A 24827-nucleotide genomic window follows, 5' to 3' on the forward strand; every position below is an offset into this window, starting at 1 on the left:
AAAGTAAACTTCCAGACCATCTAACCAAACTAATGTCTATGTGACAAATTGCTTATAGGTCTATATATTTCTCTTTCAGCCGTTTTATATTCAAAAACTACCAGCAAACTTTTAAATTCACAACCTTACGAAAAAATTGCGCTGTTGCTAAAAAACTCCCTCTACCATTAGTATGATTATTTGTATATAAATGGCATAAATTTCTCCACTAAAACCTCTGGGAGATTAGCTTTGGTTGAGGGTTTCTAACTCTTCCTGTACAACGCGCAACACCCGTGCTATATATTCTGCACGCCACTGTTCCCGCTCCTTGGTTACTTTTGCGTCCGGCTGGTAAGCTTCAATCTCAGTAGCCGATAAAATACCTTTAACCTCTAGCAACCGTTCAATGGTGTCTAGCCGCTCATGCAACACAGACACCTCACCAGTCAAAGCCATAACGATCGCTAACAATTTATCAATTTGCGGATTATCTAAGTAAACAGGTCGTTTACCCTTAGCTATTTTTGTCATCCTAATACCACTTCTCCCAAAATAAGATTACACATAGAAAATAAGGAAACCCAGAGAAAATCTGACTTCCCCAATTACGGAGCTTGCTTCTCGCCTGAGGCGAGTATTACCAATTACGAATGCTTACTTAGTTGCAGCAACTACAAACCAAGTGCCTTGGCTGCCTGAGTTACTATTCTTAAACAAGCTATTAGTTACGTTTGCTTTCCATGCCCCATTCGGGACAAATTTCTCGAATGTCTTATCTGCTGCAAAACCAGCCTCAGTAGCTAGGGTTACTAAATCCAGATCGCGTACAGCACTCCAGAAGGGTTCGTTGTTGTTAGCAGTTTCCCAGTCATAAATAAACTGCGTATAGACATCCATGTGACGATACAGCGGTGCTTCCACATGAAGCATCATACCGCCTGGAGCCAGTAGACGATAAGATTCTTGCATAACTTTACGCACAGCTGGCGGGGGAATTTCATGCAGCAAAATGTGAGAAACCACTAAATCAAATGATTTATCTGGGAAGTTAGTGTGCTCGGCATTTTGCTGAGAAAAGTGTACCCGTTTGCCCAAAGATTCGGCTCTTGCATGACCATAACGCAGCATGGGTGCGCCTACATCTATGGCATGAACTTCTGCATCTGGGAAACCATCCACATAAGGTAATGTGCTATTGCCGATGGAACATCCCATATCGAGAATTTTTCTGGGTCGAAAATCGGGAAACTCTGGTAGGAGGTAGTTTTGGACTATAGATAGGCCCATATCATCATTAAGTGGTCCCAACCAACCCAAACCATAAACGTAAGCGCCGCGATCGTAAGTTGCACCAGCAGCTACATCATCATCAGTGAATTCACTGTGATATCCTCCGGGCATACAGTGAATGTCTACAGCCTGTTGATGAGTAGGTATTTGAAAATTTGGGTCGAGGGTTAAAGTACCCAGTTCACCATCCTTACTTTTGGCACGCTCAATCAACTCTGGCAGTTGTCTATCAACACTGGAATTTACAGCATCCCATAATATTTCCTGGTTGATGCGCTTGAGGGCACTACTCCAGCGGTAGTAAGGTTCGTGCTGCATTACTTCCCGAATTTCATAACGATTTTGGGGAGGACGCTGATGTTCTTGTTCAAACTTCGGCTTGGCTAGTTTTTCATAAAGTACTTTATTCCCAGGAGAGATACTCCTGAAAATGTGCATTCTCAGACTTTGCACAAAATTTTGGCGTGCCAACTCGTCGTGAGTTGGTTGCGGTAGCATAGGGTGTTGGAATTGTTGAGCCATTATTGTTTTTTCCCAAAGCTTTTAAGTATTTTTACGCATCAGTTAAGAACTTGGCTACTGTTTGTACATCCTTATCGCCGCGTCCAGAGCAGTTAATTACAATCCGGGGACTGCCAGTTAGTTGGGGACATAGGGTTTCGAGGTAGGCGATCGCATGGGCTGTTTCCAATGCCGGGATAATCCCCTCCAATTTCGACAATCGCTGAAATGCCGCCAAAGCCTCTGCATCCGTTACGCTATAGTATTCGGCGCGACCAGTATCCTTCAAATAGCTATGTTCTGGGCCCACACCGGGATAATCTAACCCCGCACTAATTGAGTGTGCCTCAATGATTTGCCCATCTTCATCTTGCAGCAGATAGCTCATTGCGCCGTGCAATACACCAACTCGTCCTTTTGTCAAGGTCGCTGCGTGTTTTTCGGTATTGACACCTTCTCCTGCTGCCTCAATCCCAATAAATCGTATAGAAGACTCATTCATAAACTCGTAGAATAGTCCCATCGCATTGGAACCACCACCCACGCAAGCTAAGAGAATATCAGGCAATACACCCCACTTTTCGATTGCTTGAGCGCGAGTTTCTTGGCCAATTACTGCATGGAAATCACGTACCATCATCGGGTAAGGATGGGGCCCTGCTACCGAACCCAAGATGTAGTGAGTTGTTTCCACATTTGTCACCCAATCCCGGATTGCTTCAGAAGTGGCATCCTTCAAGGTTCCAGTTCCTGCCTCTACCGGACGCACTTCTGCCCCCATCAACCGCATTCTGAACACATTTAAAGATTGGCGTTCCATGTCATGAACGCCCATGTAAATTACGCATTCCAGCCCAAAACGAGCGCAAACTGTGGCTGTGGCAACTCCGTGTTGTCCAGCGCCCGTTTCGGCTATAATCCTTTGCTTACCCATGCGCTTTGCCAACAATACCTGACCAAGGGCATTATTGATTTTATGAGCGCCAGTATGATTTAAATCTTCCCGCTTTAAGTAAATTTGCGGCCCCGTGCGATCGGGTCGGGCATAATGAGCAGTCAGGCGTTCAGCGAAATACAATGGTGTGGCACGTCCCACATAGTCCCGTAACAACTGCTGTAGTTCTGCTTGAAAACCAGGATCGTTGCGGTATTGCTGATAAGCTGTTTCTAGCTCAGTAAGAGCAGGCATCAGTGTTTCAGGTACATACTTACCGCCGAAGCGTCCAAAGCGACCTAACGTATCGGGAACCTGAGCAGTTGAATTTGGAGATAGGGGAGTGGTAGTCACAAGCTGATTTTAATGACGGGAATGACTTAATTATTATAGAAAGTCTGGGGTATATCTGGGGTATATCTGGGGACGGGGAACTAAATTCTTCATTCATGGCTAATGCCCATGCCTCATGCCTAATTACTTTCAATCCCTTGCAATGAATTTGTGATGTTAGCCTAGAAATTGATTTCCCAGCAAACGTTTACGTAGAAATCTCCGCTGCTTCTAATTTTTCCTTAATAAAGATTTTTATGTCTTCTTCCAATCCCAAATCTTCCGATAAAGGCTTTGTCTACCGCGAATTTGGCAACGACAACTCCGCCGCCACAGAAAGACCAGTTCCAGAACTACCCCCACAACAACAAAATCTTAAAGTACAAGCCTCCCGCAAAGGACGCAAAGGCAAAACCGTCACAGTGATTAGCGGTTTTCAAGCCAAACCAGAAACCTTGGCAGATTTGGTGAAGCAGTTGAAAAGCCAGTGCGGTACAGGTGGGACAGTTAAAGATAACGAAATTGAAATCCAGGGCGAACACAAGCAGAAAATTGTTGATATTTTGACCAAGCTAGGTTACAAAGCCAAAATTAGCGGTGGCTAATGTTAAGTGCGGTTTACCGCATCTTAACCGTGACCTAGATTAACAGAGAAAATGTTATCTTTGAGAGGTAAAAATATGCTTGAACAGTGGGGAATCACTTCGCCAACAAGCTGTTGTTTGTGAGATTAACAGGAGGTTTAAATGGATTTAGTTCGGCTTTTATGTGCCATTTTCCTGCCACCTTTGGGAGTTTTTTTACAAGTAGGTTTTGGTGTAGACTTTTGGATTAATATACTTTTGACTCTTTTTGGTTACATTCCTGGGATTATTCATGCAGTGTGGATAATTGCTAAGAAATAATTCTTTGTGGGAGTAGATTTGAGGCTCTGCATCCAGTGATAAATTGAGTCAGAGCCTCAATGAATGCATTTCCATTCGGAGTTTGGAAATGACGAAAAAGGTTAAGAAATCATTTGTTTTGTATTCGTAACTTTAATTAAACAAAAATCTATCTATAGCGGTTCTCGCTTGAGTGAGATACAAGAACTCCGCCCCCAACCCCCTCCCCGCAAGCGATGAGGGGAATATGATATACCTTGTATGATTAGGAAACGCTATATAAGAATCCTAAGCGTATTGCTTTATAACTTTGACTTAGGCATTACAAGACTGAGGTGGAAAATAACTATTTATTTTACTCGCAATAAAAGCTGTAGAAACACGATTTATCGAGTCTCTAATGTAAGCTTTTGTGTGTTGGTAAATATCTAATTAGCTCTCATTTTTTAACATAGCATAGAGTCTAAACTCTAGAAGCAAGGGGCAGATATGCAATTGCCATTGCACAGTTGAGACGTTCATATCTTTGATTAACCCAGTGCTTATATCTAGTACCCAACCATGAACCATAGGCGCTTTTCGCTCATGGAGTACCTGACGCATGATAGAAGTTTGGTAAAGATTTTTCACTTGCGCCACAACATTCATTTCTGCCAAACGATTCAGACGTTCTTCTCTTGTTGGCAAAGCATCAATTTCTTCTTGTTTCTCTAGATACAGTTCCCGAATCGGATTTACCCAGTTATCAAGTATTCCAATGGTTCTCCCTTCTAAAGCCGCCTTAATTCCTCCGCAATCGTAGTGGCCACAAACGATAATGTGTTCCACTTTAAGATGTAAAATTGCGTATTCTAAAACGGCTAAAAAGTTTATATCTGTTAGAGAAATTTGATTGGCAATATTACGATGTACAAATAACTCTCCTGGTTCTGTACGGGTAAACTTTGTTAATGCAAGACGACTATCAGAACATCCGATGTATAGAAAAGGTGGTGTTTGTCCACCAGATAATTCTTGAAAGTAAGTTGGGTCTAAAGCTAGTTTCTCGGCAACCCAAGCCTGATTATTTCTGAGGAGTTCGTCAATGCTGTTATATTTCATCTTTCGTTAAATTCGAGAGAGAATCTCATCAATATTTTAGCTGATCTACAGTTTCCTCTAAATCAAGATGAACTTTTTCAAAAGCTAAAATATTATAAAAATGACATTTATTTCACAGCATTAATATAATTTTTGTATAAATTGTAAAAAAATAAGTTAGTAGTTAGAGAAATAATAACTATGTATAACTTGAGAAAACTAGCTCAATAAAGTAAAATTTATATCAATTAAAGTTTGGGCGTTAAGACTGCCGATTTCAAATCGTCATCCAGCATTTATAGATATTTTTGCAAAACAGAGAAAGTTCCCAAACCGTGCATTTGAGTCAATAAAGTGCGGTAAAACTTTTACTTAGTGACTCATTTAATACACAGAGACACTTTCTGATGATGGTAAAATAACTTAACAAAGATGCCAAATTTGAAGTTGAGATATTAAGTTATCAGCTTCAATCAGGTGCAACAACTTTGCTATCGTTATGGTGGTTGATCGACCAACGGTGATCAATAGTTACAGAGGAAAATTCGCAAATTTCTTCTAATCGTTTTTGCTGTACAGCAGCTTTACGCAGAGTAATAATTAGTTGATTCACCTGATGCCGTAAATCTGGATTATCATTTACCGCTAACATAGTTTGTCTTTCTAAGAGTTGAAGTATAAGTTCGTAGTGAATAGGTGAAGGTAGAGGAATTTGCTCCATGAAGTTCAATTTTGATTTCATATTTGGAATTTTCTATTAGTCAAAGTTTGTCTCTTGTAAATAAATTGTTACATAAGAAATAACTAGTTGCTTATAGCTTTAATTTGATTAGCAATGAAGATTTGGCAAAGATATTGATGGTATTTGATGGCAATGTGCTGCGTGTCTACGCATAGTCTGCCCGATTGTCCCACTCTTTTGTGCATTTACCCCTGCGCTAAAGGGCGCAGGGGAGGTATTTCTTTCAGAAATTCCTCGGTAATATATGCGCGATCGCAGCGCCGGGATCTGGTTGCTTTACCAAAGATTCTCCAATGAGTACAGCGGATGCACCGGCTTCAAGCACCAAACTCAAATCCTCTGGGTTGTGTAGTCCTGACTCGCTGACAACAAGGATGTTTTTCTCCTGCAATTGGCTACCCCTTGCAGCTAAAAGTTGGCAAGTAGTTTGCAAGTCAACAGAGAAATCTTCCAAATTGCGATTATTGATTCCGACTAAGGAGACCCCATCTAAAGCTAACACACGGTCAAGTTCTGCCAAGCTATGGACTTCAATCAAGGCTGCCATTTTCAGGTTTTTAGCAATTTTGAGGAAGTATTGCAAATCTTGATCGCTAAGGATAGCCGCAATCAACAAAATAGCATCTGCACCCTGAATACGTGCCAAGTACATCTGGTAAGGATAGATGACAAACTCTTTGCACAGTAGGGGTAAATCTACGGCAGCCCGAACCTTGGCTAAGTTGTCAAAGCTGCCTTGAAAGAACTTGACATCAGTCAGCACAGAAAGACAACTAGCACCACCTTGCTGATAAGATTGGGCGATCGCAACTGGGTCAAAATCTTCCCGTAAAACGCCTTTGCTCGGTGAAGCTTTTTTGACTTCGGCAATCAGCGCTGGCTTTGTCTTACCTTGACGCAAAGCCGCGATAAAATCACGGGTTGGCGGTGCAGAAAGAGCTTGATGTTGCAATTCCCGTAAAGGCAGCCTTTCTCGCATTTGGTCAACTTCTACTTCTTTCTGCCAGACAATTTCCTCCAAGATGTTGTTTGGCTCTGCATCAGGCACGGCAGCTTGATAACGTAATATAGATACATTAATAGCTGGGTTAGGTGAACGACGACGGATTTGCATAATTAGTCATTAGTCATTGGTCATTGGTCATTAGTCAAGAGTCATTTGTCCTTGTTTATTAGCAAAGGACAAATGACAAAGGACAAATGACTAAATGGCTCGTTTATAAGCTTCGTCCAGGACTTCTGAGAGTGTCGGGTGGGCATGAACTAGATGTGCCAGGCTTTGGACAGATTGACGGTTTGCGATCGCAGCTGACGCTTCATGAATTAAGTCTGAGGCGTGCAGTCCAAAAATGTGAACGCCCAAGACTTCTCCGGTGTCTTTGCGATATATCACCTTGGCAATACCGTCGGCTTCATTTTCTGCCAACGCTTTGGAATTCCCTTTGAAGTAACTCCGACTTGTGGCGATTTCAAACCCTTCGGTTTGTCCCAACTCCTTAGCTGCGGTTTCTGTTAAGCCCACATAGCTGACTTCTGGATGGGTAAACGCCGCTGCGGGGATGCTGCGATAGTCTACTATTCTTTCCCTCCCAACTATATTTTCTACCGCGATGATGCCTTGAGCAGAAGCCGCATGTGCCAACATCATCTTCCCATTAGCATCGCCAATTGCCCACAAATGCGGCACGACTTCACCTGCTGATAGCACCGCCATGCGATCGTCAACTGGGATAAAATTCCGCCGATCGAGTTCCACACCCACAGACTCCAAACCAAGATTTTTGGTCGCTGGGATGCGTCCTGTAGCCACCAAACAAGCATCTACTTCGATGACATCTACATCTTCTTTGGTTTTGAAATCTGCTAACTCAATCACCACAGGTGAACCTGGGATGACTTTTTTAGCGTATATCCCCACTTTGGTTTCAATATCGCGGGGAGTAATCAGTACCCGTTCGGCAAGTTTGGCAATATCACGGTCAAATCCTGGCATTAACTGATCTAGGGCTTCAATCAAGGTGATTTCACAACCCAAAGCTGAGTAAATATCAGAAAATTCCAAGCCGATGTAACCACTACCAATAATCGCCACCCAATCTGGTAGCGACTCCAACTTGACACCTTGATCGCTGGTAAAGACAGTTTTGCCGTCTACTTCAATCCCTGGAGGTACAAAAGGAATTGAACCAGGCGAAAGGATGATGTCTTTGGCTGTGATGGTTTTTTCACCACCGTCTCCGGTAACAGAGACTTTTTGCGCTCCAGCGATTTTTCCCCAACCCCTGATGATATCAACTCCTAGACGCTTCAGGCTGTTGGTTAAGTCGCCTTGAATTTTCGAGACGAGATTACCAGCATGATTGGCGATCGCTTGGCGATCGAATTCCACGCTACCAATTTGAATTCCCAGTGACTTGAGGTGGTGGGCATTGCGTAACTCTCGCACACGTCCAGATGCCGCCAGCAGCGCCTTAGAAGGAATACAACCCCGATTAACACAGGTTCCTCCCATATCAGCAGCTTCAATAATCGCTGTTTTCAGACCACAACTTACGGCGTGTAAGGCTGCGCCATGTCCGCCTACACCAGCGCCGATAATTACTAAATCGTAATCAAATCCTTGACTCACGTTAGTTTCCCCGTGTGCTTCGCCTATTTATTCTCAACTTGACCGACAATCAGCGCAACCCCTTTAACAGTTATTCAGTTATCAGTTGTCAGTTTCGTCGCTGGGTTTAAGCCCCCAGTGACTAGTTATCAGCGATCGCTGGTAACTGGATTGATTTAAATCCTCTACCGTCCGCCTGATAACTATTTACTGATTTAACGTTCGGGTTTTGCTAACTCAAATTATGATTCACTCACTTCTGGCGAAAAGATGGATGTTTTCAGTAATTATAGTCAAATCTAGATACTTATTTTTTTTAGACTCCAAAGGGATTGGGGACTGGGGAAGAAGCAGGGGAGCAGGGAGCAGGGGAGCAGGGGGAAAATTCCTCTCCTCTGCAAGAGCAGCACCCCGCCCCTCTGCCTCTTGTGCCCAATGCCCAATGCCCTTATTCCCCAAACCTTTTTCTTTACAGTGCGTCAGCCTAACACCTAAGCTGGATTTAGGATTGATCCAGAGGATTTACGCAGGCGATCGCTCGATGTCTATTCCCCAAATTAGTGAATTTACTATCCGCCGTCATGCCAACGCCAAATCTTTCCAGCGGGGCGAGGCTTACTATGAGGCAGGTGCTGTCAATGCTGTCACCCAACGTGGCGATCTGCTTCAGGCAGATGTTGCAGGCACTCAAGCTAGACCTTATCATGTCAACCTGAGTTTTGATAGCAGTGGGTTAACTTCAGTCAATTGCACCTGTGCCTACGATTTTGACGGGTGGTGCAAACATATTGTAGCGACGATGCTTGTCTGTGCGCGTAATCCAGAGAACATTGAGCAGCGCCCTACTCTAGAACAACTACTTAATCGTCTGGATTATATCCAAACTCAAAGACTGCTGCAAGAGTTGGTAAAAGAATACCCACCACTAATTGAGGAAATTGACCGCCATGTAGGTTGGATGACTAATCCTGCTGCACAGCAAAAAACTACAAAACCTTTGCTCCACATTACTATTGATCCGGCTCCCTTTCGGCGGCAAGTCCGGCAGATTCTTCGGGATACTGTGCGCTACTTTGAGGAAGGGTGCGAAGAAGACCCGATTGCTGACGAATTGTTGAGTGTAGTGCAAACTGCGGTAGATTTTTGCGAACGGGGAGAGGGTGAAAATGCGATCGCTATTTTAGAAGCGATTACCTCTACCTGTGTAGAAAATTGGGACGATGTTGCAGAATACGGTGCTGAAAATGATGAAATTGTCGAGGAATTAAATAATGCTTGGTGTGAAGCAATTCTCTGTGCCGAACTCACCCCAGAAGAAAAAGTTGATATTCAAATAAATTTAGAAGCCTGGCAAGATGAGTGGAATGCTGATTTTGGTTTAGTTATGGAAGCTTTACGCCAAGGTTGGGATTATCCGCCACTGGTGCAAGTTCTCCAAGGTAATATCACCGAAAGGGGAGCTTGGGAAGAAGACGTGCCAGACTACGCTGATGATTTAGCATTAATTCGCCTGAAAATTCTCGAAGGTCAGGAACGTTATCAAGAATACCTGTATTTAGCAGAAGCGGAAGGGCAAACCCAGCAATATCTGACAATGCTAGGGCGTTTGGGCAGGGTGGAAGAAGCAATTGATGCTGCTCAAACCCAGATGAACTCAATGGAAGAAGCTTTTTCTCTAGCGAAAACACTCAGTGAACAAGGGGCATTACAGCAAGCACTAAATATAGCCCAAAGTGGATTAAATTTACCAGGTAATTGTCAGTACGAATTGGGAATTTGGACAAGTGATTTGGCTGTTGAGTTGGGTAATAGTGAAGCTGCTTTATTAGCAATCAAGGCGGCTTTTCAAGTCAAGCCCTCCTTTGTTGACTATCAAAAGTTGGCAGAATTGGCTGGGGAAAACTGGGAAACCGTCAAAATAGACCTGCTGAAAATTATTCGTACTTATGGTGGTTGGGGAACAGAATCAGCCAAGGTGGATATATTCTTGCATGAAGGGCTAATTGATGATGCCATTGCGATCGTTAGTGAACTCAGTTCTTATTATTCAGAGTTGATTCACCGAGTCATGGATGTTGCTATCTCTCACAATCCCGGTTGGGTGATTGCTAATGCTCGTCGCCGTGCCGAAAAGATTATGGATGCAGGTAAAGCCGAAGATTACTACTACGCGGTTGAATGGTTGAAAAAGGCACGTAATGCCTACTTGGAATCTGGAAAGAAAGCTGACTGGTTAAGCTATCGGGAAAGCTTGATCCAAACCCATGCTCGTAAACGTAAATTGATGGGAATGTTTAAGCAAAGCGATATGGACTAAACCATATACAAAACGCATTAGAGGCTGAAGAAAGCCGATAATGCTTAATCTCAGATTATAACACTTTCTTCGGTTTCAATGTTTTTGCTTACTTTCTAAAGTAACAAGTGTAACTTGGAACGCACCATAGATAGAACCCTAATTTATCCAAATACTCTAGGTCTATTTCTCCCACAGCACCAGATAATTTCAATATATCTGTTTGCTTATGCAGTTCAAACACCATCGATACTTTTAAGTCTGCGATCGCCAGATAATTTAGCTTTTAAATTGAGATTTGCCCAACATATCAACTTTAGCGACAAAAGATGAAGTAATATTCACATCTGAAGCAGTCCCCGTATAATCCCATAGTTCCTAACAAAAAATAGTCCAGTGCGATGATCGATAAATATTCCCAAAATCTTATAGTGTCCTGCTTACCGCTGAGTATGCTTGTATTAATTAGCAGCATATCTTCTAGTCCACTGAAAGCTCAGGCTGTTGATACTACACAATTACCAACTAGTAAGTTCATCCTGTCACAACAACTCCCACCACCACAGGATGTCCAACCACCCGCACCTTCCCCACTTCCCTCACCTGAACTGCCACAGCCACTCCCTCCACCAGCAAAACTTTTTCCACCCTCTGCCCCAACTCCCACGCCTGAGGAACCACTCCCTGGCAACTTTCCTCAAACTATTGTTGTTGAACGGTTTGAAGTTATTGGTAGCACAGTCTTCAGCCCCGAAGAGTTAGCCCTCGCCACAGCTGAATTTACCAAACGACCAATCTCGCTGACTGAAGTCTATCAAGCGCGTTCTAAAATCACTGAGCTATACGTCCAAAATGGTTACATTACGTCTGGTGCCTATATCCCACCCCAAACAATTCAATCCGGTGTTGTAAAAATTCAGGTGGTCGAAGGTAAATTAGAAGATATCCAGATAACTGGAACTCGGCGGTTGAATCCGAATTATGTCCGCAGCCGGCTCGCAATAGCGACATCACCACCTCTCAATCGCCAGCGTCTACTAGAAGCACTGCAACTTTTGCAACTTAATCCTTTGATTCAAAACGTCTCTGCTGAACTCTCGGCAGGATCGCGGACTGGTACAAGTCTCTTAGAAGTCAAAATCACCGAGGCTAAAACCTTTAGTAGTCAAATAGTTCTTGATAATGGGCGATCGCCCAGTGTTGGCAGTTTCCGACGCCGATTACAATTGAATGAAGCTAACTTATTGGGATTGGGAGATGGTCTGAGTTTAGGATACACCAACACTGATGGTAGCAACTCCTTTGACGCTAGCTATACATTACCACTCAATCCCCGCAATGGAACCCTCACTTTCAACTATGGCATCACATCAAGCAATGTCATTGAACCTCCTTTTAACGTTTTAGATATCCAATCGGATTCTCGCTATTACGAACTGACATTCCGCCAGCCCATAGTTCAAACTCCGACACAAGAATTCGCCCTTGGGTTAACAGCTTCCCGACGCGAAAGTGATATTTCGTCTTTGCTACAGAGAGAAGGCCTTCCCGGCTCTGAACTTTCGCCTGGAGCTGATGAACAGGGACGCACCAGGGTATCTGCGTTGCGATTTTTTCAAGAATGGACGAGTCGTAACAGCCGTGAAGTCATCGCCCTACGCTCTCAATTCAGTTTGGGTATAGATGTGTTGAATCCCACGATTAATCAAAATCCTCCCGATAGCCGTTTTTTTGCTTGGCAAGGGCAAGCGCAGTGGGCACGCCTTTTAGCTCCTGAAACCTTATTTTTACTTCGTTTAAATACGCAACTAGCATCCAGAACACTTCTGCCTATAGAGCAATTTGGCTTAGGTGGGCAGGATAGCGTTCGAGGCTACCGTCAAGATTACCTGCTGACGGATAATGGTACTTTTGTTTCTGCGGAAGTTCAAGTACCGATTCTGCGCTTACCCCAGATAGATAGCACGTTACAGGTTGTCCCCTTTGTAGATTTTGGTGTTGGCTGGAATAGTTCTGATAAAGAGAATCCCGACCTTAATACTCTAGCTGCTGTTGGTCTGGGGTTGCGTTGGTCACAAGGCGATCGCTTCACCGTTCGTCTTGACTGGGGCATTCCTTTAGTATCTGTTAACTCGAATGAGAGAACATTACAAGAAAACGGCCTGTATTTTAGTTTACTCTATAATCCTTTTTAAAATTTAGCTTAAACAAAAAGAAGCCCCACACCTTACTTTTAGGAGTCTGAAATTAATTTTTGAGCAATGAGGATTGATCCTTAACCGATTTGAGCGGTAAGCTCGACCCTTCCCTGCGCGACGCTAGGCGTAGCTTGCTTCCACTAAGTGGTACGACTGCGCTTAGGGCGAGGGGTCGATGACAAATCGTCATTTTCGGGTCTGTCCTGAGATTAAATATATCCTTTTAAAGTTGTAATCGTTACACCGTCACAACTAGCAATAAAATAAGACCAATTCCAAAATACATTTTTTGTATAAATTAGGATTGCTAAATTTCGCAAAATTCCGTGAAGCAATACTATTTTACTGATTAAAAAATAAAAATCAGACGGTTATTTATATAATTCGGAGTTTCCCCACCACTCAGAATAAAAATCCGCAAATATACCATGTTTTCTATTCAGTGTTTGATTTTATTCTGGGTATCCTAAGAAAGACAAGGTTGATTGAGCAAATTTTCCCAGAAGTGCAGCCTGAAAGTCTTAACTTCTGGGAGTAGTATTTTTCAGACTAAGACATAAAGATATGAGAATTTGAGGAACAGCCATGCTAGGAAATGAGCGGGAAAAAATACGCCATCTGTTGGTCATTCAAGACCTGCAAGGGCAACGAACTGTCCCCTTGCGAGAGACTACTTATTCTCTGGGGCGGCATCCTGCAAACACTATTGTCTTGGCTTCCCGGTCAGTATCAATGCAACATGCAATTTTATTGCGAGTAACTGTTCCAGAGACTGACCAATACGGCTTCCAAATTATTGATGGCAACTACAAGGGGAAAGGAAGTACTAATGGGTTATTTGTGAATGGCACTAAATGCTTTTCTCATAATCTCAGGCACGGAGATATCATTGCCTTTGGCAGTAATCAAGCTCAAGCTAAATATTATGCTATTTCCAACATTTCAGAACAAGCATTTTCTGAATCTTTTGATGTTGAAGACTTATCTGCTTTCCTATCAGAGCAAGCCAGTCCTGCCAATCCTTTTCAAACCTTAGCTGTCGATCCTACCTTTGAAGCAGCGAGTGAGTCTGCCCTAGCTCGCCTAGCATCCTTCCCTGAACTCATCCCCAATCCAATTATTGAGATGGATTTTGAGGGAACAGTTACTTATCTCAATCCAGCCGCAGCTATCAAGTTTCCCAAACTTAGGGAAGTTGGGACGCAACACCCGATTTTAACAGGACTCCTGAGTACAGTTAAGAATCTAGAAAAAAATTCTTTTGTGCGGGAGGTGGAAGTAGGTACAGAAGTTTTTGAACAATCTGTTCTCTACCTTCCTGAAAGTGATTTAATTAGAACTTTTATTATTAGGGATATTACTGAGCAAAAACAAGCCACAGCCGAACTGCGTCAGCGCGATCGCTTGCTACAGGCGGTTGCAGAAGCCGCCAATTATTTGCTCGGGGAAATGAATTACGAAACTGGTATTGATCTAGCTCTAGCTGTATTGGGCGAAGCTGCCAAGGCAGATCGTGCCTATCTCTTTCAGAATCACCTCCATCCTGTTACAGGGGAAATAGTAGTCAGCCTACGGTTCGAATGGACGCATTCCTGCATTGAATCTACCCACCACCATTGGCAGAATCAGCCTTATCAAGCTTCTGGATTAGCCCGTTGGTACGCTGTTCTCTCTAGCGGCCAGTCGATTAGCGGACTCACTCAAACATTTCCTGTCGCCGAACAAGAATTCCTAATTCGAGATGGTATTCAATCCCTTCTCCTAGTGCCTCTCCGCTTAGAGAATGAGTTCTGGGGTTACCTTGGCTTGGCAGACTGTACCTTTGAGCGCCATTGGTCAAGGCACGAAGAATCTACCCTTTTGACGATGGCCGCCAGTATTATTGGTGCGCGGCAGCGTCAGCAAGTAGAAGAAAAGATTCGCTATCAAGCTCTCCATGACGTGCTGACAGGGTTGCCCAATCGCCTACTATTTAACGAACTGCTCAGTAAAACTCTGCCTAACGCCACTCGGAATGGCGAAAGTTTAGCTGTAATCTTCCTTGACCTGGATCGCTTCAAAGTCATTAATGACACTCTGGGGCACACTCTGGGAGACCAATTGTTAAAAAGCGTCGCTCAAAGATTAAAAGACTCACTCAGAGGCGGAGACACCATAGCTCGTTGGGGAGGTGATGAATTCACTATCTTACTCCCGCGAGTCAATGATATTGAAGAGGTAACTCTGGTCGCATATAGGATATTACAAGCCTTAGAGGATGCTTTCCATCTCCAAGGGCATGAACTTTATGTGACTGCCAGCCTTGGTATTGCATTGCTTGATAAAAATAGTCCTGATACCGAAACACTAATCCAGCACGCAGATGCCGCTTTGTACTATGCCAAGGACAAAGGGCGGAATAATTACCAATTCTACAGTGTTTCCCTGAGCGCTAAAAATCCTGAACTCCTGACTTTAGAAAAGAGCTTACGCTATGCCCTAGAACGCAATGAATTTACGGTGTACTATCAGCCTCGTGTGAACATTGCCACAGGAGAAATTACTGGTATGGAGGCTCTGTTGCGTTGGCAGCACCCAGAGATGGGATTGGTCGCACCCAGTGTCTTCATTCCCCTCGCCGAAGAAAGTGGATTAATTGTCCCTATTGGCGAATGGGCCCTACGGACGGCCTGTTGCCAAAATAAAACCTGGCAAGATGCCGGATTGCCACCGATGACGATGGCTGTCAATATTTCTCTTAAGCAGTTCCGCCAACCTAAATTGGTGGAAACTGTAGCCCAAGTTTTAGAACAAACGGGATTGGAGCCGCGCTTTTTAGAATTAGAAATTACCGAAACCACAGCCATTGAGGATTTAGATTTTACTAGGACGGTGTTAGAGAATCTACAGCAGATGGGTGTTTACATCTCCATTGATGACTTTGGTACGGGTCATTCCTCGCTCTCACGTCTACAGCTTTTGCCACTCCATAATCTGAAAATAGATAAATCTTTTATTCAAGATTTGACCCTAGATGTCAAAGTAGCTCATATTATCAAAGCCATAGTTACCTTGGGGCAAAGCCTGGGATTGAAGTTGACAGCGGAAGGGGTAGAAAAAGAAGAGGAATTGGAGTTCTTAAAATCTATCAACTGTGAGGATGTACAGGGCTTTTTATTCTACCGACCGCTTTCTGCACAGAAAGCAACAGAAATCCTCGAAAATAAACGACCAACACTCTAGTATCTTTGGAAAACTTACCTGCTAGGTGGACGCTACTAAAAACCAAGTAGACAATAGGGGGAACAATAATCAATTCATATATTGGAGGGTAAACTTTGAAACTCAATCAAGTGATTGCGATTTTACAAACCGTTAAAGCTAACACCACAAAAGCAAAAACAGGCGTATATCATCTGATTCAAAAAAGTGCAATGTTTCAGGGGATTTCGCGGACATATCAACCAGTGGCTGAAGATGGCTTTGTATATCCTCCAGAAAATCAGACACTGCAAATGAAAGCAGAGGATTTGCTAAGTCAATTTGAGCAAGCTTGTGCAGAATTATTTAACTTGTGTGCTACCCAAGATTGGGCTAATGCCCAGGCTAAAGCAGATATAGTAGTTGACGGGACTACCATTTTACGAGAAGTACCCGTTTCTTACCTACTGTTTTTAGAAAAGCAGTTAGCTGATGTCAAAACGTTCATCTCAACACTGCCCGTTCTAGATACTAGCGAATCCTGGGTTTACGATCAGCAGCAAGAATGTTTTGCCACTGAACCGAAACATACCACCAAAACCAAAAAAATAGTTAAACCTGTAGTGCTGTATGAAGCGACAAAAGAGCATCCCGCGCAGGTAAAAGAGTCTTCCGAAGACGTGCCAGAAGGAACTTGGCGAACAGTCAAGTTTTCTGGAGCAATTTCTCAAGCAAGACAGAATGAATTGCTGCGGCGAGTAGATAGGCTGATGCAAGAGGTGATTTTTGCTAGAGAACAGGCAAATAGTTTAGAAGTTACTCAACAGAATCAAGTTGCTCGCTCAATCTTTGGTTACTTGTTTTCACCCTCAACATTTAGGTAAAATAGTTTTGGAGCGCAAGTTTAGTTTCAGTGTCTATAGGAGAATGTGTAGGTTCGAGTCCTACTCCCTCGACTTAATTAAACCGAGGGATAGCCAAAGGGTAAAGGCACTCCTCGACACAATTAACCTCATATTTAGTCTTAAGCTATTGCTCCAAACTAAGGTTAAAAATTCACCTTCTGTATCGACCCCTGTGAATTAATGTCAGTGGGACATGAGTTCAAATCTCGTCCGGGTCTCCAAAAGCTTGACCTGGTAGTTTAGCGGTAAAACACCACGACTTAAAGATTAAATTTGCAGGAACCGGAAATTAACTAGGCAGAAATTGTGAAACAAGAACTGAAAGTTGTAAACTTTTGGTACCAACCCCCAGGCATGGACATTGTCTGGGGGATTTTAATTTGAAGAGATTCATTAAACTGCTAATCTAGCAATTTAAAATTATTCTTGAACAACAAAATCCCCGACTTTTTTAATAAGTCGGGGATTTTGCAAAGCGGCTCAATCTAAAATCCAAAATTAATTGACTGATTTATGACGGTAATCAGTTCATCAGCTATCCTTCTGGTTAGTTCCCTCTGCTCCTGCTTTGTTTGACTCATTAGATGAAGCTGATTCTGTCTTCTCTGATTGCGTCTCACTCGTTTGTTGCAATTGGTTGAGATGAATATTGTTCACTTGAACAATAAAGTATTCTAATGCCTGACTTGCCTTTTGTTGCTGTTGGGTTTCATCAGATACATCATAGCAACGATAAGGCGGAGTCACTCCCAATATAAATTTCTCTTGTTCAGCTTCTAACAATTCAACGGCTGTATTAGCAGCAAGCGAATTCTTCTGAAAAGGAAAAGAAGTAACTATACTAGCAACTATAGAAGCAATAGCTGGGCAAAGCACAGGGAGCCACTTGAGCCAGGCTTGTCCTGCTTCTAATTTGTCTACCAGAACTAAAATTGGTGTGACTCCTGATAAAATCACTGTCGCAATTTGCAAACTATAGTAAAGATTCCTTGATACACCCCTAATTCTTTTATAATCGTCAATTAAGTCTTGGCTGTATTGTAAAGCCTTCCCTCTTGTCAGAGTCAGCGTATCTTTATCCCAGGAATTAGGATTGGTCAATAGATAACTATAGAGTTCAGCTTTTTTGGTGAGTTCAGACTGATAAGCGGCCTTCTTATAGTTCTGAAATACTTGTCTATTGATGAGCAACAAAAAAAACAAAAAAGTTAGAGAAACCGCTCCAGAAATTACAACTGTTTTATCATCTGAAAGAAAAATAATAAAGAGTCCCGCAGAGACAAAAGCTGCAAGTAATAAATACTCAATCACCTTCAAGTTAAACAACTTTTTTTCATCTGATGGGGAGGATAAATTTTCAATCCTATCGGAAATCTTACTTTGGTTTTTTTGCTCAAAATTAGTTAATTCAGAAGTAGTCATTGCCTCTTACTCAATTCGTTATCGGGTGAAATGTAGCAATAAAATGAATAGCGACAAGTAGAATTGTTTTGAGCAGGTAGAAGTCAGGATAAGTTCGCTAGAAAGTAGCTTCACTATTAATAGCTAGCCTTCTAACTTTTGCTTAGATATCCCTTCTATGACCACTCTGAAGTAATTTCTTCCTTCTCAAAACCTTCTAGCATCTGCTATTAGCTCTCACTTTGTGATTGACTAGTTGGCTTAGAATGCTTTACCAAAACCAAAAATATCTCTTTTGGTTGAGGTAAAATCATTTAAATCCAGTAAGTCTACTCAATCATTACCATACATACATTTGATTGATAATGCAAGGCTCTTTTCTAGTAATTTTACGTAGGCGCAAAAAATATTTCGGACATAAGTAGCTGATTTGGACTTTGCAATGCAAGTAAGCCAAGCGTTACTTGTTCAGCCAGGGGAGTGTCAACAAGATATCCTTCAAAAAGGAAGATAAGAAGGAAGCACTAGCACTGATAAGATGCGAACAATTGCAGAAATTAATGAGAAAATCAGCCGTCAACGTGCGGTAGTGTTGACAACTGAAGAATTAAAAGCACGAGTTGTAGAAATCGGTGTTACTAAAGCTGCTAAAGAAGTTGATGTAATTACCACTGGCACCTTTGAGCCGATGGAATCAAGTGGTGCAATTATCAATCTGGGACACACTGACCCGCCGATAAAAATTCGCCGTTGCTGGTTAGATGGCGTGCCAGCATACTCTGGTTTTGGGGCAGTAGATTTATATTTGGGTGCGAGTTGTGCTGTGGAGACGATGGACGGGGAAGAAGTCCGAGAACGTGGCGGCGGTCATGTAATCGAAGATTTGATCGCTGGTAAATCTATACAAGTAAAAGCCCAAGGACAAGTAACAGATTGTTACCCCAGAGCAACTTTTGAAACTACAGTTACTAGCGAAACGATTAATCAGTTTTATCTATTCAATCCGCGCAATCTTTATCAAAATTTTATTGTTGGTGTAAATGGTGGCGATCGCCCCCTCTTCACCTATCTCGGCCCTTTACAACCGCGTTTGGGGAATGCCGTTTACTCTAACCCTGGTGCTATTTCGCCCTTACTCAACGATCCCGATTTGCAACTCGTTGGTATAGGGACTCGAATTTTTTTAGGCGGCGGTATTGGCTATGTTGCCTGGGAAGGTACTCAGCACTTCCCCTTACAAAAACGTTTAGCTAATCGTACACCGATTGGGCCTTCCGCCACTTTAGCTTTAATTGGTGATGCCAAGCAAATGGATGCTCACTGGGTGCGGGGGTGTTACTTCAAAAGTTATGGCCCCTCATTGATGTTAGGCGTTGGTGTACCACTGCCTGTATTAAATGAACAAGTAGTTGAACACTGTGCCGTGCAAGATCAAGACTTAGTAGCCCCAATAGTGGATTTTTCGATTCCCCGGCGCGTCCGTCCCACCTTTGGTTTGGTGAGTTACGCCCAACTCAAATCTGGGCGGATTACCATTGAGGGCAAAGCTGTACGCTCTGCCCCCTTAGCGAGTTTGTTTTTTTCTAGGCAAGTCGCCCTAGAGTTGAAAAAGTGGATCGAGGCAGGTACGTTTACCCTCACAGAGCCAGTTTCCCCAATTCCGATGGAGCGATCTTTTCTACCCCAAGACCGTCGGACGGATTTTTGATTCTGGGGAATGGGGAGCAGGGAGCAGGAGCAGGGAGCAGGGGGAAAATTCCTCTCCTGTGCACCCTCTCCCCCAATCCCCACTCCGTGGGGCCCCGAGTCCCCCTGCCCCTCTGCCTCTTGTGCCCAATCCCCAATGCTTACTCTTGAGTCGGTTTCGGTCGCTTGATTGGCTTAGGAGCGGGCATTTTTGGTATAGGTTTTGACACTATAGAGGGGTCGCCACCTGCACCTGTTTTCTTGATGGGACGAGGGGTTTCGCCACTGCGTCTGGGGGGGAATGGTTTTCTACCGGGAGCACCACCACCACCGCCAGCACGAGGGCCACCTTTGAATGGTGGTCTGCGTTTTTTGGGCAAGTCAGCGATCGCCTCAGCTTTTTCTACTACCAAAACGTCAGCTTCACGTTTGGCTTGGAAGTCCCAGAATTTTCCTACTGCTTTAGTGGTCAGCACACCCCTCAATTTCAACTTAAAATATTTGGGTTTGTCAGTTGATTTGCGTGGAGCCTGCCTAATTTTGACTACCAAACTTTTAGCATCAAAAGATTGGTATACTACTTCACCACGAACAGAAAAACCACCATCTGCAACTTCGGATGAGGGTTTCAGAGCAATTGTGCTTAGTTCAGAGTTTTCGGATAAGCCATCATCAGGTTTCTGTAACTCTTGCAACTCCAAATCTGACTCGTCCTCATCTGTTGAGTTTTTAGCCAGATTTTCTGGCTCCCAAACTCCGACGATTTGGATATGCAAGGTATCATTTTCTTGTCTTGTACGTGGATATACTACCCACAAGTGTTCTTTCTCTAAATCTAGATGATTCTTGACTAAGCTCATAATCCGGCCTAGGAGGACGGCATTGAGTTCTACACCATCTGCGGTCAGCAGCGTACCTTGAGTAAATTGTTCGCTGCTAGCATGATAACGACCCCGGACTAACCCGATTGCTCGGTACTGCATCGGTTCGCTGGGAGGCGGAATCGGTTGCTGTCGGTTGGCGAACCCATCATTTGAGTCAGTCTCGCTGGGTTTGACAGGCAAATTTTCAGGTTTAGAGGACTGGGCTGCTATATGAACATTAGCGGCTGCCTCTACGTTAGTTGGGCCCTGGTTAGAGGCAGAAGAATTGGAGGATTCAGGCAACGGCATCAGGTCGGAATTCATAAAAACTCCTTGCGGCGGAGACACATCCCATTGTGGGATTTTACAAAGGCAGCTGGAAAAAGCATTTGTGCGACTGATGAAAGTATATTGGCTTTTCACAAAGTCACACCAGAGTGCTCTACACAATCCTAAAGGCGCTAAATTTAGTGTATAAACACTAAATGTGTAATTTAGCGCCTTTACACTAGTTTCGGAAGCATATCATAGCTACAATTCTGACGGCTCCTCCTAAAGTCATCACTTACTTTAGCAGTGTAAATAGTTAATTGTTATAAAATTCACAGGCATTTGGCAGTATTCCGCAAAGTTTTGGAAATTTTTAACTTTACGATTTGTGTAAATGATAATGTCATTAGAGTTCAGGAGAAAGACAAAACTGTGTCTCAACCGCGCAATCGTTGGATAGTTCGAGTCGTCTTGGCACTGGCAATTCTCGCTTTTGTGGGTGTTTCAGTGATTCCCATAATTGGAGCATTTAATAATACGCCACCCTCGAGCCAGAATACCACCCGCACCAGAGGCAGTTTGCCCACCGCTGACCAAAAATCAAAACTGGAAGACGAAGTACGGGGTTATGAACAGGTTTTGCAAAAGGAACCAGAAAACCAGACTGCGCTTAAGGGCCTATTACAGGCGCGGCTGCAACTACTGAGTCAAAAAGAAAAAAGTGAGGTTAAACCATCTGATATTCAAGTCGTCATTGAACCCCTAGAAAAGTTAGCGAAGCTGAATCCCGAACAGTCAGAATATTCAGTGCTACTGGCTCAAGCCAAACAGCAAATTGGCGATCGCGAAGGAGCCGCTCAAGCTTATCGCTCGATTTTGTCCACTAAACCAGGCGATTTAAAGGCCTTGCAAGGAATGGTGGCTCTGTTGATCAGTCAGCAACGCCCGGAAGCAGCCATTGGTTTGTTGCAAGAAACCCTCTCTAACGCAGCCCAAGCAAATACAATTCAGCCTGGAAGTGTGGATACAGTAGCCGTGCAGGTGCTGTTAGGTTCTGTTCACGCTTCCCAGAAACGCTACGCTCAAGCTAGCTCTGTATATGACCAGGCAATTAAGAAAGATTCCAAGGATTTTCGCCCCGTTGTGGCAAAAGCGATGCTCCTGAAACAACAAGGCAAAGACGCAGATGCAAAACCTTTATTTGATCGTGCCGCAGCTTTAGCACCTGCTCAATACAAAGACGAAATTAAAAAGGCAGCAACTGTTTCCCCCATTCCTAATCCTGCTGCATCTCCCGCACCTTCACCGGAAAGTACTCCGAAGTAATGGGCATTGGGCATTGGGCATTGGGCATTGATTATTTATTCTTCTCCTCTGCCTCCCCTGCTCCCCCTGCCTCCCCTGCCCCCTGCTTCTTCCCCTCACGCTCCCTCAATGGCAGCAACGACACCAAAGACTAAAAACAGGCATCCGCCAATCAGGGTGAGTTGACGCTCAGAAATGCGTCCGGCAATCATTTTGCCGCCGATAACAGCGATCGCAGCACAAATGGCATGTCCTAAAATTGCACCTATTGTCACTCCAATTGGATTATTACCTGCCGCTAGGGCAATGGTGGCAATTTGTGTGCGATCGCCCCACTCTGCCATAAATGTCAATACAAAGGCTTCTATTACAATTGTCAACGAAGTCTTTTGCTTTGGTAGCTGCAAATCTGCTTGTTTCACCGCAGCTTCGGCCTCTTCTACAACTTCTGTATCACAAGCAGCAGCGGACATCTTACTAGCGTCATATATCAGCTTGATACCAAAAGCAATAAACAAAACTATTTCGGCGTAATGAATATAAATTTTTGGCAACAAAGATACCGCTTGCCCAAATAGCACCGAAAGGATTGTCATCGCGGCTAGAGCAGCTGTCACACCGATAAATACCAGCCGCCGCGGGTGGTGCATTGCCAAAATCACAGCAATAAAAAATGTTTTATCGCCTAGTTCTGAAACTGTTATTAATAATAAACCTGCGGTAAAAGCTGTTAACATTCTCTCAAGCTCCTGAAGAATCGTTTACCGATGTGAAGCTTGATGAGAACCAAAAGACCTCACCAAGTTTACACTTTTCGGTGTGAACTTAGTGAAGGTCTCGCTTTCAAATATTTGATTACTTGCCATCTGAACCAGGCTCATCGCCAGTATGTTGATTCAGATGTACTGGCTTTTAAGTTTTTTTGCCAGCAGCTACTCCCCTTCTACGCAAAATGTATTATACATCTTTTATAAAGATAAGTCAAGAGAAAGATCGGAATCACAAGCGAAATCAGGCGTTGGTAGACGCCCCAGGTGCGATCGCATATTTACATAGCTTCGCTTTTTTTAAAATTAAACAGCCTCAGAAAATTCTTGGAGCGCGGATATGATAGAAAATTTTATTTTTCATATCATAAATAAAACTATTAATAAAGTCAGAGGTGACCTATAATCACCTCAACCATTAGTTACTTGCACTAACACCAGTTCATTCAAAAAAGTGAAACGATCAATCATGCAGAACAGTCAGGACGAATGGTAAAGCCAAGTCCTGTCCCATCATGCAAGTCCAACCAACTTTGCGCTTAGTTCCCACATGCGATCGCCTTTGTCGTCATCGCGAGCTTGAGGAGAGACTTTTTGCACAAAGGACTTGCCATCTTTCTTCTGGCGATTTCCCCAACTCCAATAGACACCGGATTGATTATACTCAGGATCGGCAACCACGGCAGCAACCCGTTCTCCCGCTAACTCCTGAGACACATATCCTCCAGTGATGTACTTCTGGAATAATGGGAAGATTTTCTGAAACAGGGGATAGTGGTTTCTAAATAGCGGCGTTTCTGCAACACATCCTGGATAGAGAGAATTGAAGACAATACCGGTTGATTTGTGATAGCGCTCATGCAGTTCCCGCATAGTCAGCACGTTGCAAACCTTGCTGTCTTTGTAAGCTTTGACTGGTTCAAATTTCTTGCCATCAATCATCGATATTGGCTCTTTAAACCCTTCTGCAAACCCCTGCAAATCGCCCAAGTCGGGACGTGGTGGAATCTTCCCACCCAGTTCGTCTGGATTGTGCGTGACGGTTCCTAAAATGACAAGCCTTGGCTCTGAAGATGATTTCTTCAAATCCTCTAACATCATATTGCACAATAGGAAATGACCCAGATGATTGGTGGTGACAGTTAACTCGTAACCTTCTGGACTGCGTAACGGCTCTTTTAATAAGGGCATATAAATTGCGGCGTTGCATACCAGAGCATCTAGGGACTTTCCGCTTGCTCGAAAGTTCTTCACAAACTGGCGAACACTTTCCAAGGAGCCAAGATCGATATGTATGCTGGTATAACTGTTGTAAGGGATTTCCACAGCTTGGGCAGCTTTTTGTGCCTTCGCTAAATCCCGACAGGCAAGTATCACATACCATCCCCTTTGAGCAAGAGCTTTTGCAGCATATAAACCCACCCCCGAAGAGGCACCCGTAATTACAACCGTTGGCTTCTGATGTTGTTCCATTTTGTTCAGCCTCTATTGACTGTCTCTAGGATCTCACACCAGTGAGCCATCATTGTCACCAGCTTTTTCAAAGCTGTATTAGGCTGAACTAACCTCGTATTCCAAGTAATAGGGACTAATTCTCAATAA

19 protein-coding genes and 1 pseudogene are annotated in these 24827 nt (G+C 43.5%); 8 read left to right on the forward strand and 12 right to left on the reverse strand.

The features are described 5' to 3' along the window. Positions 1 to 225 precede the first annotated feature (225 nt). The 3 genes from RM347_RS14580 to trpB all read right to left on the reverse strand — a co-directional run bounded on the left by RM347_RS14580 (position 226) and on the right by trpB (position 3061). Positions 226 to 513, reverse strand: a complete 288-nt coding sequence (locus RM347_RS14580) for a hypothetical protein (protein WP_322717280.1) — start codon at positions 511 to 513, stop codon at positions 226 to 228. A gap of 123 nt (positions 514 to 636) precedes the next feature. Further along, positions 637 to 1794, reverse strand: coding sequence for a class I SAM-dependent methyltransferase (locus tag RM347_RS14585; RefSeq protein ID WP_322717281.1), 1158 nt, complete (start codon positions 1792 to 1794; stop codon positions 637 to 639). 31 nt (positions 1795 to 1825) lie between these two features. Continuing rightward, complete coding sequence (trpB, locus tag RM347_RS14590) at positions 1826 to 3061, reverse strand: tryptophan synthase subunit beta (protein WP_322717282.1); 1236 nt, start codon at positions 3059 to 3061, stop codon at positions 1826 to 1828. A gap of 236 nt (positions 3062 to 3297) precedes the next feature. Between trpB and RM347_RS14595 the strand changes: the two genes are divergently transcribed. Continuing rightward, a complete protein-coding gene (locus tag RM347_RS14595; RefSeq protein ID WP_322717283.1) occupies positions 3298 to 3645 on the forward strand; it encodes a translation initiation factor in 348 nt (115 codons plus the stop codon). A gap of 141 nt (positions 3646 to 3786) precedes the next feature. After that, complete coding sequence (locus tag RM347_RS14600; protein WP_322717284.1) at positions 3787 to 3945, forward strand: YqaE/Pmp3 family membrane protein; 159 nt, start codon at positions 3787 to 3789, stop codon at positions 3943 to 3945. Between the two features lie 411 nt (positions 3946 to 4356). Here the strand turns inward: RM347_RS14600 and RM347_RS14605 are convergent, their stop codons facing one another. The 4 genes from RM347_RS14605 to lpdA all read right to left on the reverse strand — a co-directional run bounded on the left by RM347_RS14605 (position 4357) and on the right by lpdA (position 8375). Next, entirely contained in the window at positions 4357 to 5025 is a 669-nt protein-coding gene (locus RM347_RS14605; protein ID WP_322717285.1) for a carbonic anhydrase, read from the reverse strand. Between the two features lie 448 nt (positions 5026 to 5473). Next, positions 5474 to 5725 (reverse strand): DUF5340 domain-containing protein, encoded by a 252-nt coding sequence (locus RM347_RS14610; RefSeq protein ID WP_069072137.1) that lies wholly within the window; start codon positions 5723 to 5725, stop codon positions 5474 to 5476. A gap of 244 nt (positions 5726 to 5969) precedes the next feature. Further along, entirely contained in the window at positions 5970 to 6860 is an 891-nt protein-coding gene (gene trpC, locus RM347_RS14615; RefSeq protein ID WP_322717286.1) for an indole-3-glycerol phosphate synthase TrpC, read from the reverse strand. Between the two features lie 90 nt (positions 6861 to 6950). Continuing rightward, entirely contained in the window at positions 6951 to 8375 is a 1425-nt protein-coding gene (gene lpdA, locus RM347_RS14620) for a dihydrolipoyl dehydrogenase (protein WP_322717287.1), read from the reverse strand. A gap of 520 nt (positions 8376 to 8895) precedes the next feature. Here lpdA and RM347_RS14625 point away from each other — a divergent pair. Together RM347_RS14625 and RM347_RS14630 are read left to right on the forward strand one after the other, a co-directional pair. Beyond that, the gene (locus tag RM347_RS14625) at positions 8896 to 10671 is read left to right on the forward strand and encodes an SWIM zinc finger family protein (protein WP_322717313.1); all 1776 of its coding nucleotides are present in this window, start codon (positions 8896 to 8898) and stop codon (positions 10669 to 10671) included. A gap of 380 nt (positions 10672 to 11051) precedes the next feature. Next, complete coding sequence (locus tag RM347_RS14630; protein WP_322717288.1) at positions 11052 to 12845, forward strand: ShlB/FhaC/HecB family hemolysin secretion/activation protein; 1794 nt, start codon at positions 11052 to 11054, stop codon at positions 12843 to 12845. Between the two features lie 212 nt (positions 12846 to 13057). Here the strand turns inward: RM347_RS14630 and RM347_RS14635 are convergent. Further along, a pseudogene (locus RM347_RS14635) lies at positions 13058 to 13147 on the reverse strand (IS200/IS605 family transposase); the annotation flags it as partial. A 286-nt stretch (positions 13148 to 13433) separates the two neighbouring features. On the opposite strand from RM347_RS14635, the gene RM347_RS14640 reads away from it, so the two are divergent. Together RM347_RS14640 and RM347_RS14645 are read left to right on the forward strand one after the other, a co-directional pair. After that, positions 13434 to 16070: an EAL domain-containing protein gene (locus tag RM347_RS14640; protein WP_322717289.1), complete on the forward strand. Its 2637-nt coding sequence runs from the start codon at positions 13434 to 13436 to the stop codon at positions 16068 to 16070. A gap of 95 nt (positions 16071 to 16165) precedes the next feature. Continuing rightward, positions 16166 to 16912, forward strand: a complete 747-nt coding sequence (locus RM347_RS14645) for a hypothetical protein (RefSeq protein WP_322717290.1) — start codon at positions 16166 to 16168, stop codon at positions 16910 to 16912. A gap of 552 nt (positions 16913 to 17464) precedes the next feature. Here RM347_RS14645 and RM347_RS14650 read toward each other — a convergent pair. Next, positions 17465 to 18355, reverse strand: a complete 891-nt coding sequence (locus tag RM347_RS14650) for a DUF4231 domain-containing protein (RefSeq protein ID WP_322717291.1) — start codon at positions 18353 to 18355, stop codon at positions 17465 to 17467. A 517-nt stretch (positions 18356 to 18872) separates the two neighbouring features. Between RM347_RS14650 and RM347_RS14655 the strand changes: the two genes are divergently transcribed. After that, positions 18873 to 20042: a homocysteine biosynthesis protein gene (locus RM347_RS14655; protein ID WP_322717292.1), complete on the forward strand. Its 1170-nt coding sequence runs from the start codon at positions 18873 to 18875 to the stop codon at positions 20040 to 20042. Between the two features lie 139 nt (positions 20043 to 20181). Here the strand turns inward: RM347_RS14655 and RM347_RS14660 are convergent, their stop codons facing one another. Continuing rightward, entirely contained in the window at positions 20182 to 21207 is a 1026-nt protein-coding gene (locus RM347_RS14660) for a hypothetical protein (RefSeq protein WP_322717293.1), read from the reverse strand. A 378-nt stretch (positions 21208 to 21585) separates the two neighbouring features. On the opposite strand from RM347_RS14660, the gene RM347_RS14665 reads away from it, so the two are divergent. Next, a complete protein-coding gene (locus RM347_RS14665) occupies positions 21586 to 22479 on the forward strand; it encodes a tetratricopeptide repeat protein (protein WP_322717294.1) in 894 nt (297 codons plus the stop codon). A gap of 95 nt (positions 22480 to 22574) precedes the next feature. On the opposite strand, the gene RM347_RS14670 is transcribed toward RM347_RS14665, so the two are convergent. Together RM347_RS14670 and RM347_RS14675 are read right to left on the reverse strand one after the other, a co-directional pair. Next, positions 22575 to 23195 carry a TMEM165/GDT1 family protein gene (locus tag RM347_RS14670; protein ID WP_322717295.1) on the reverse strand — a complete coding sequence of 207 codons (621 nt, stop codon included), beginning with the start codon at positions 23193 to 23195 and terminating at the stop codon, positions 22575 to 22577. Positions 23196 to 23738: 543 nt separating this feature from the next. Then, entirely contained in the window at positions 23739 to 24698 is a 960-nt protein-coding gene (locus RM347_RS14675) for a protochlorophyllide reductase (protein ID WP_322717296.1), read from the reverse strand. Between the last annotated feature and the right edge of the window lie 129 nt (positions 24699 to 24827).

Origin of the sequence: Nostoc sp. ChiQUE02, assembly GCF_034531305.2 — a bacterium.
Classification (GTDB): domain Bacteria; phylum Cyanobacteriota; class Cyanobacteriia; order Cyanobacteriales; family Nostocaceae; genus Nostoc.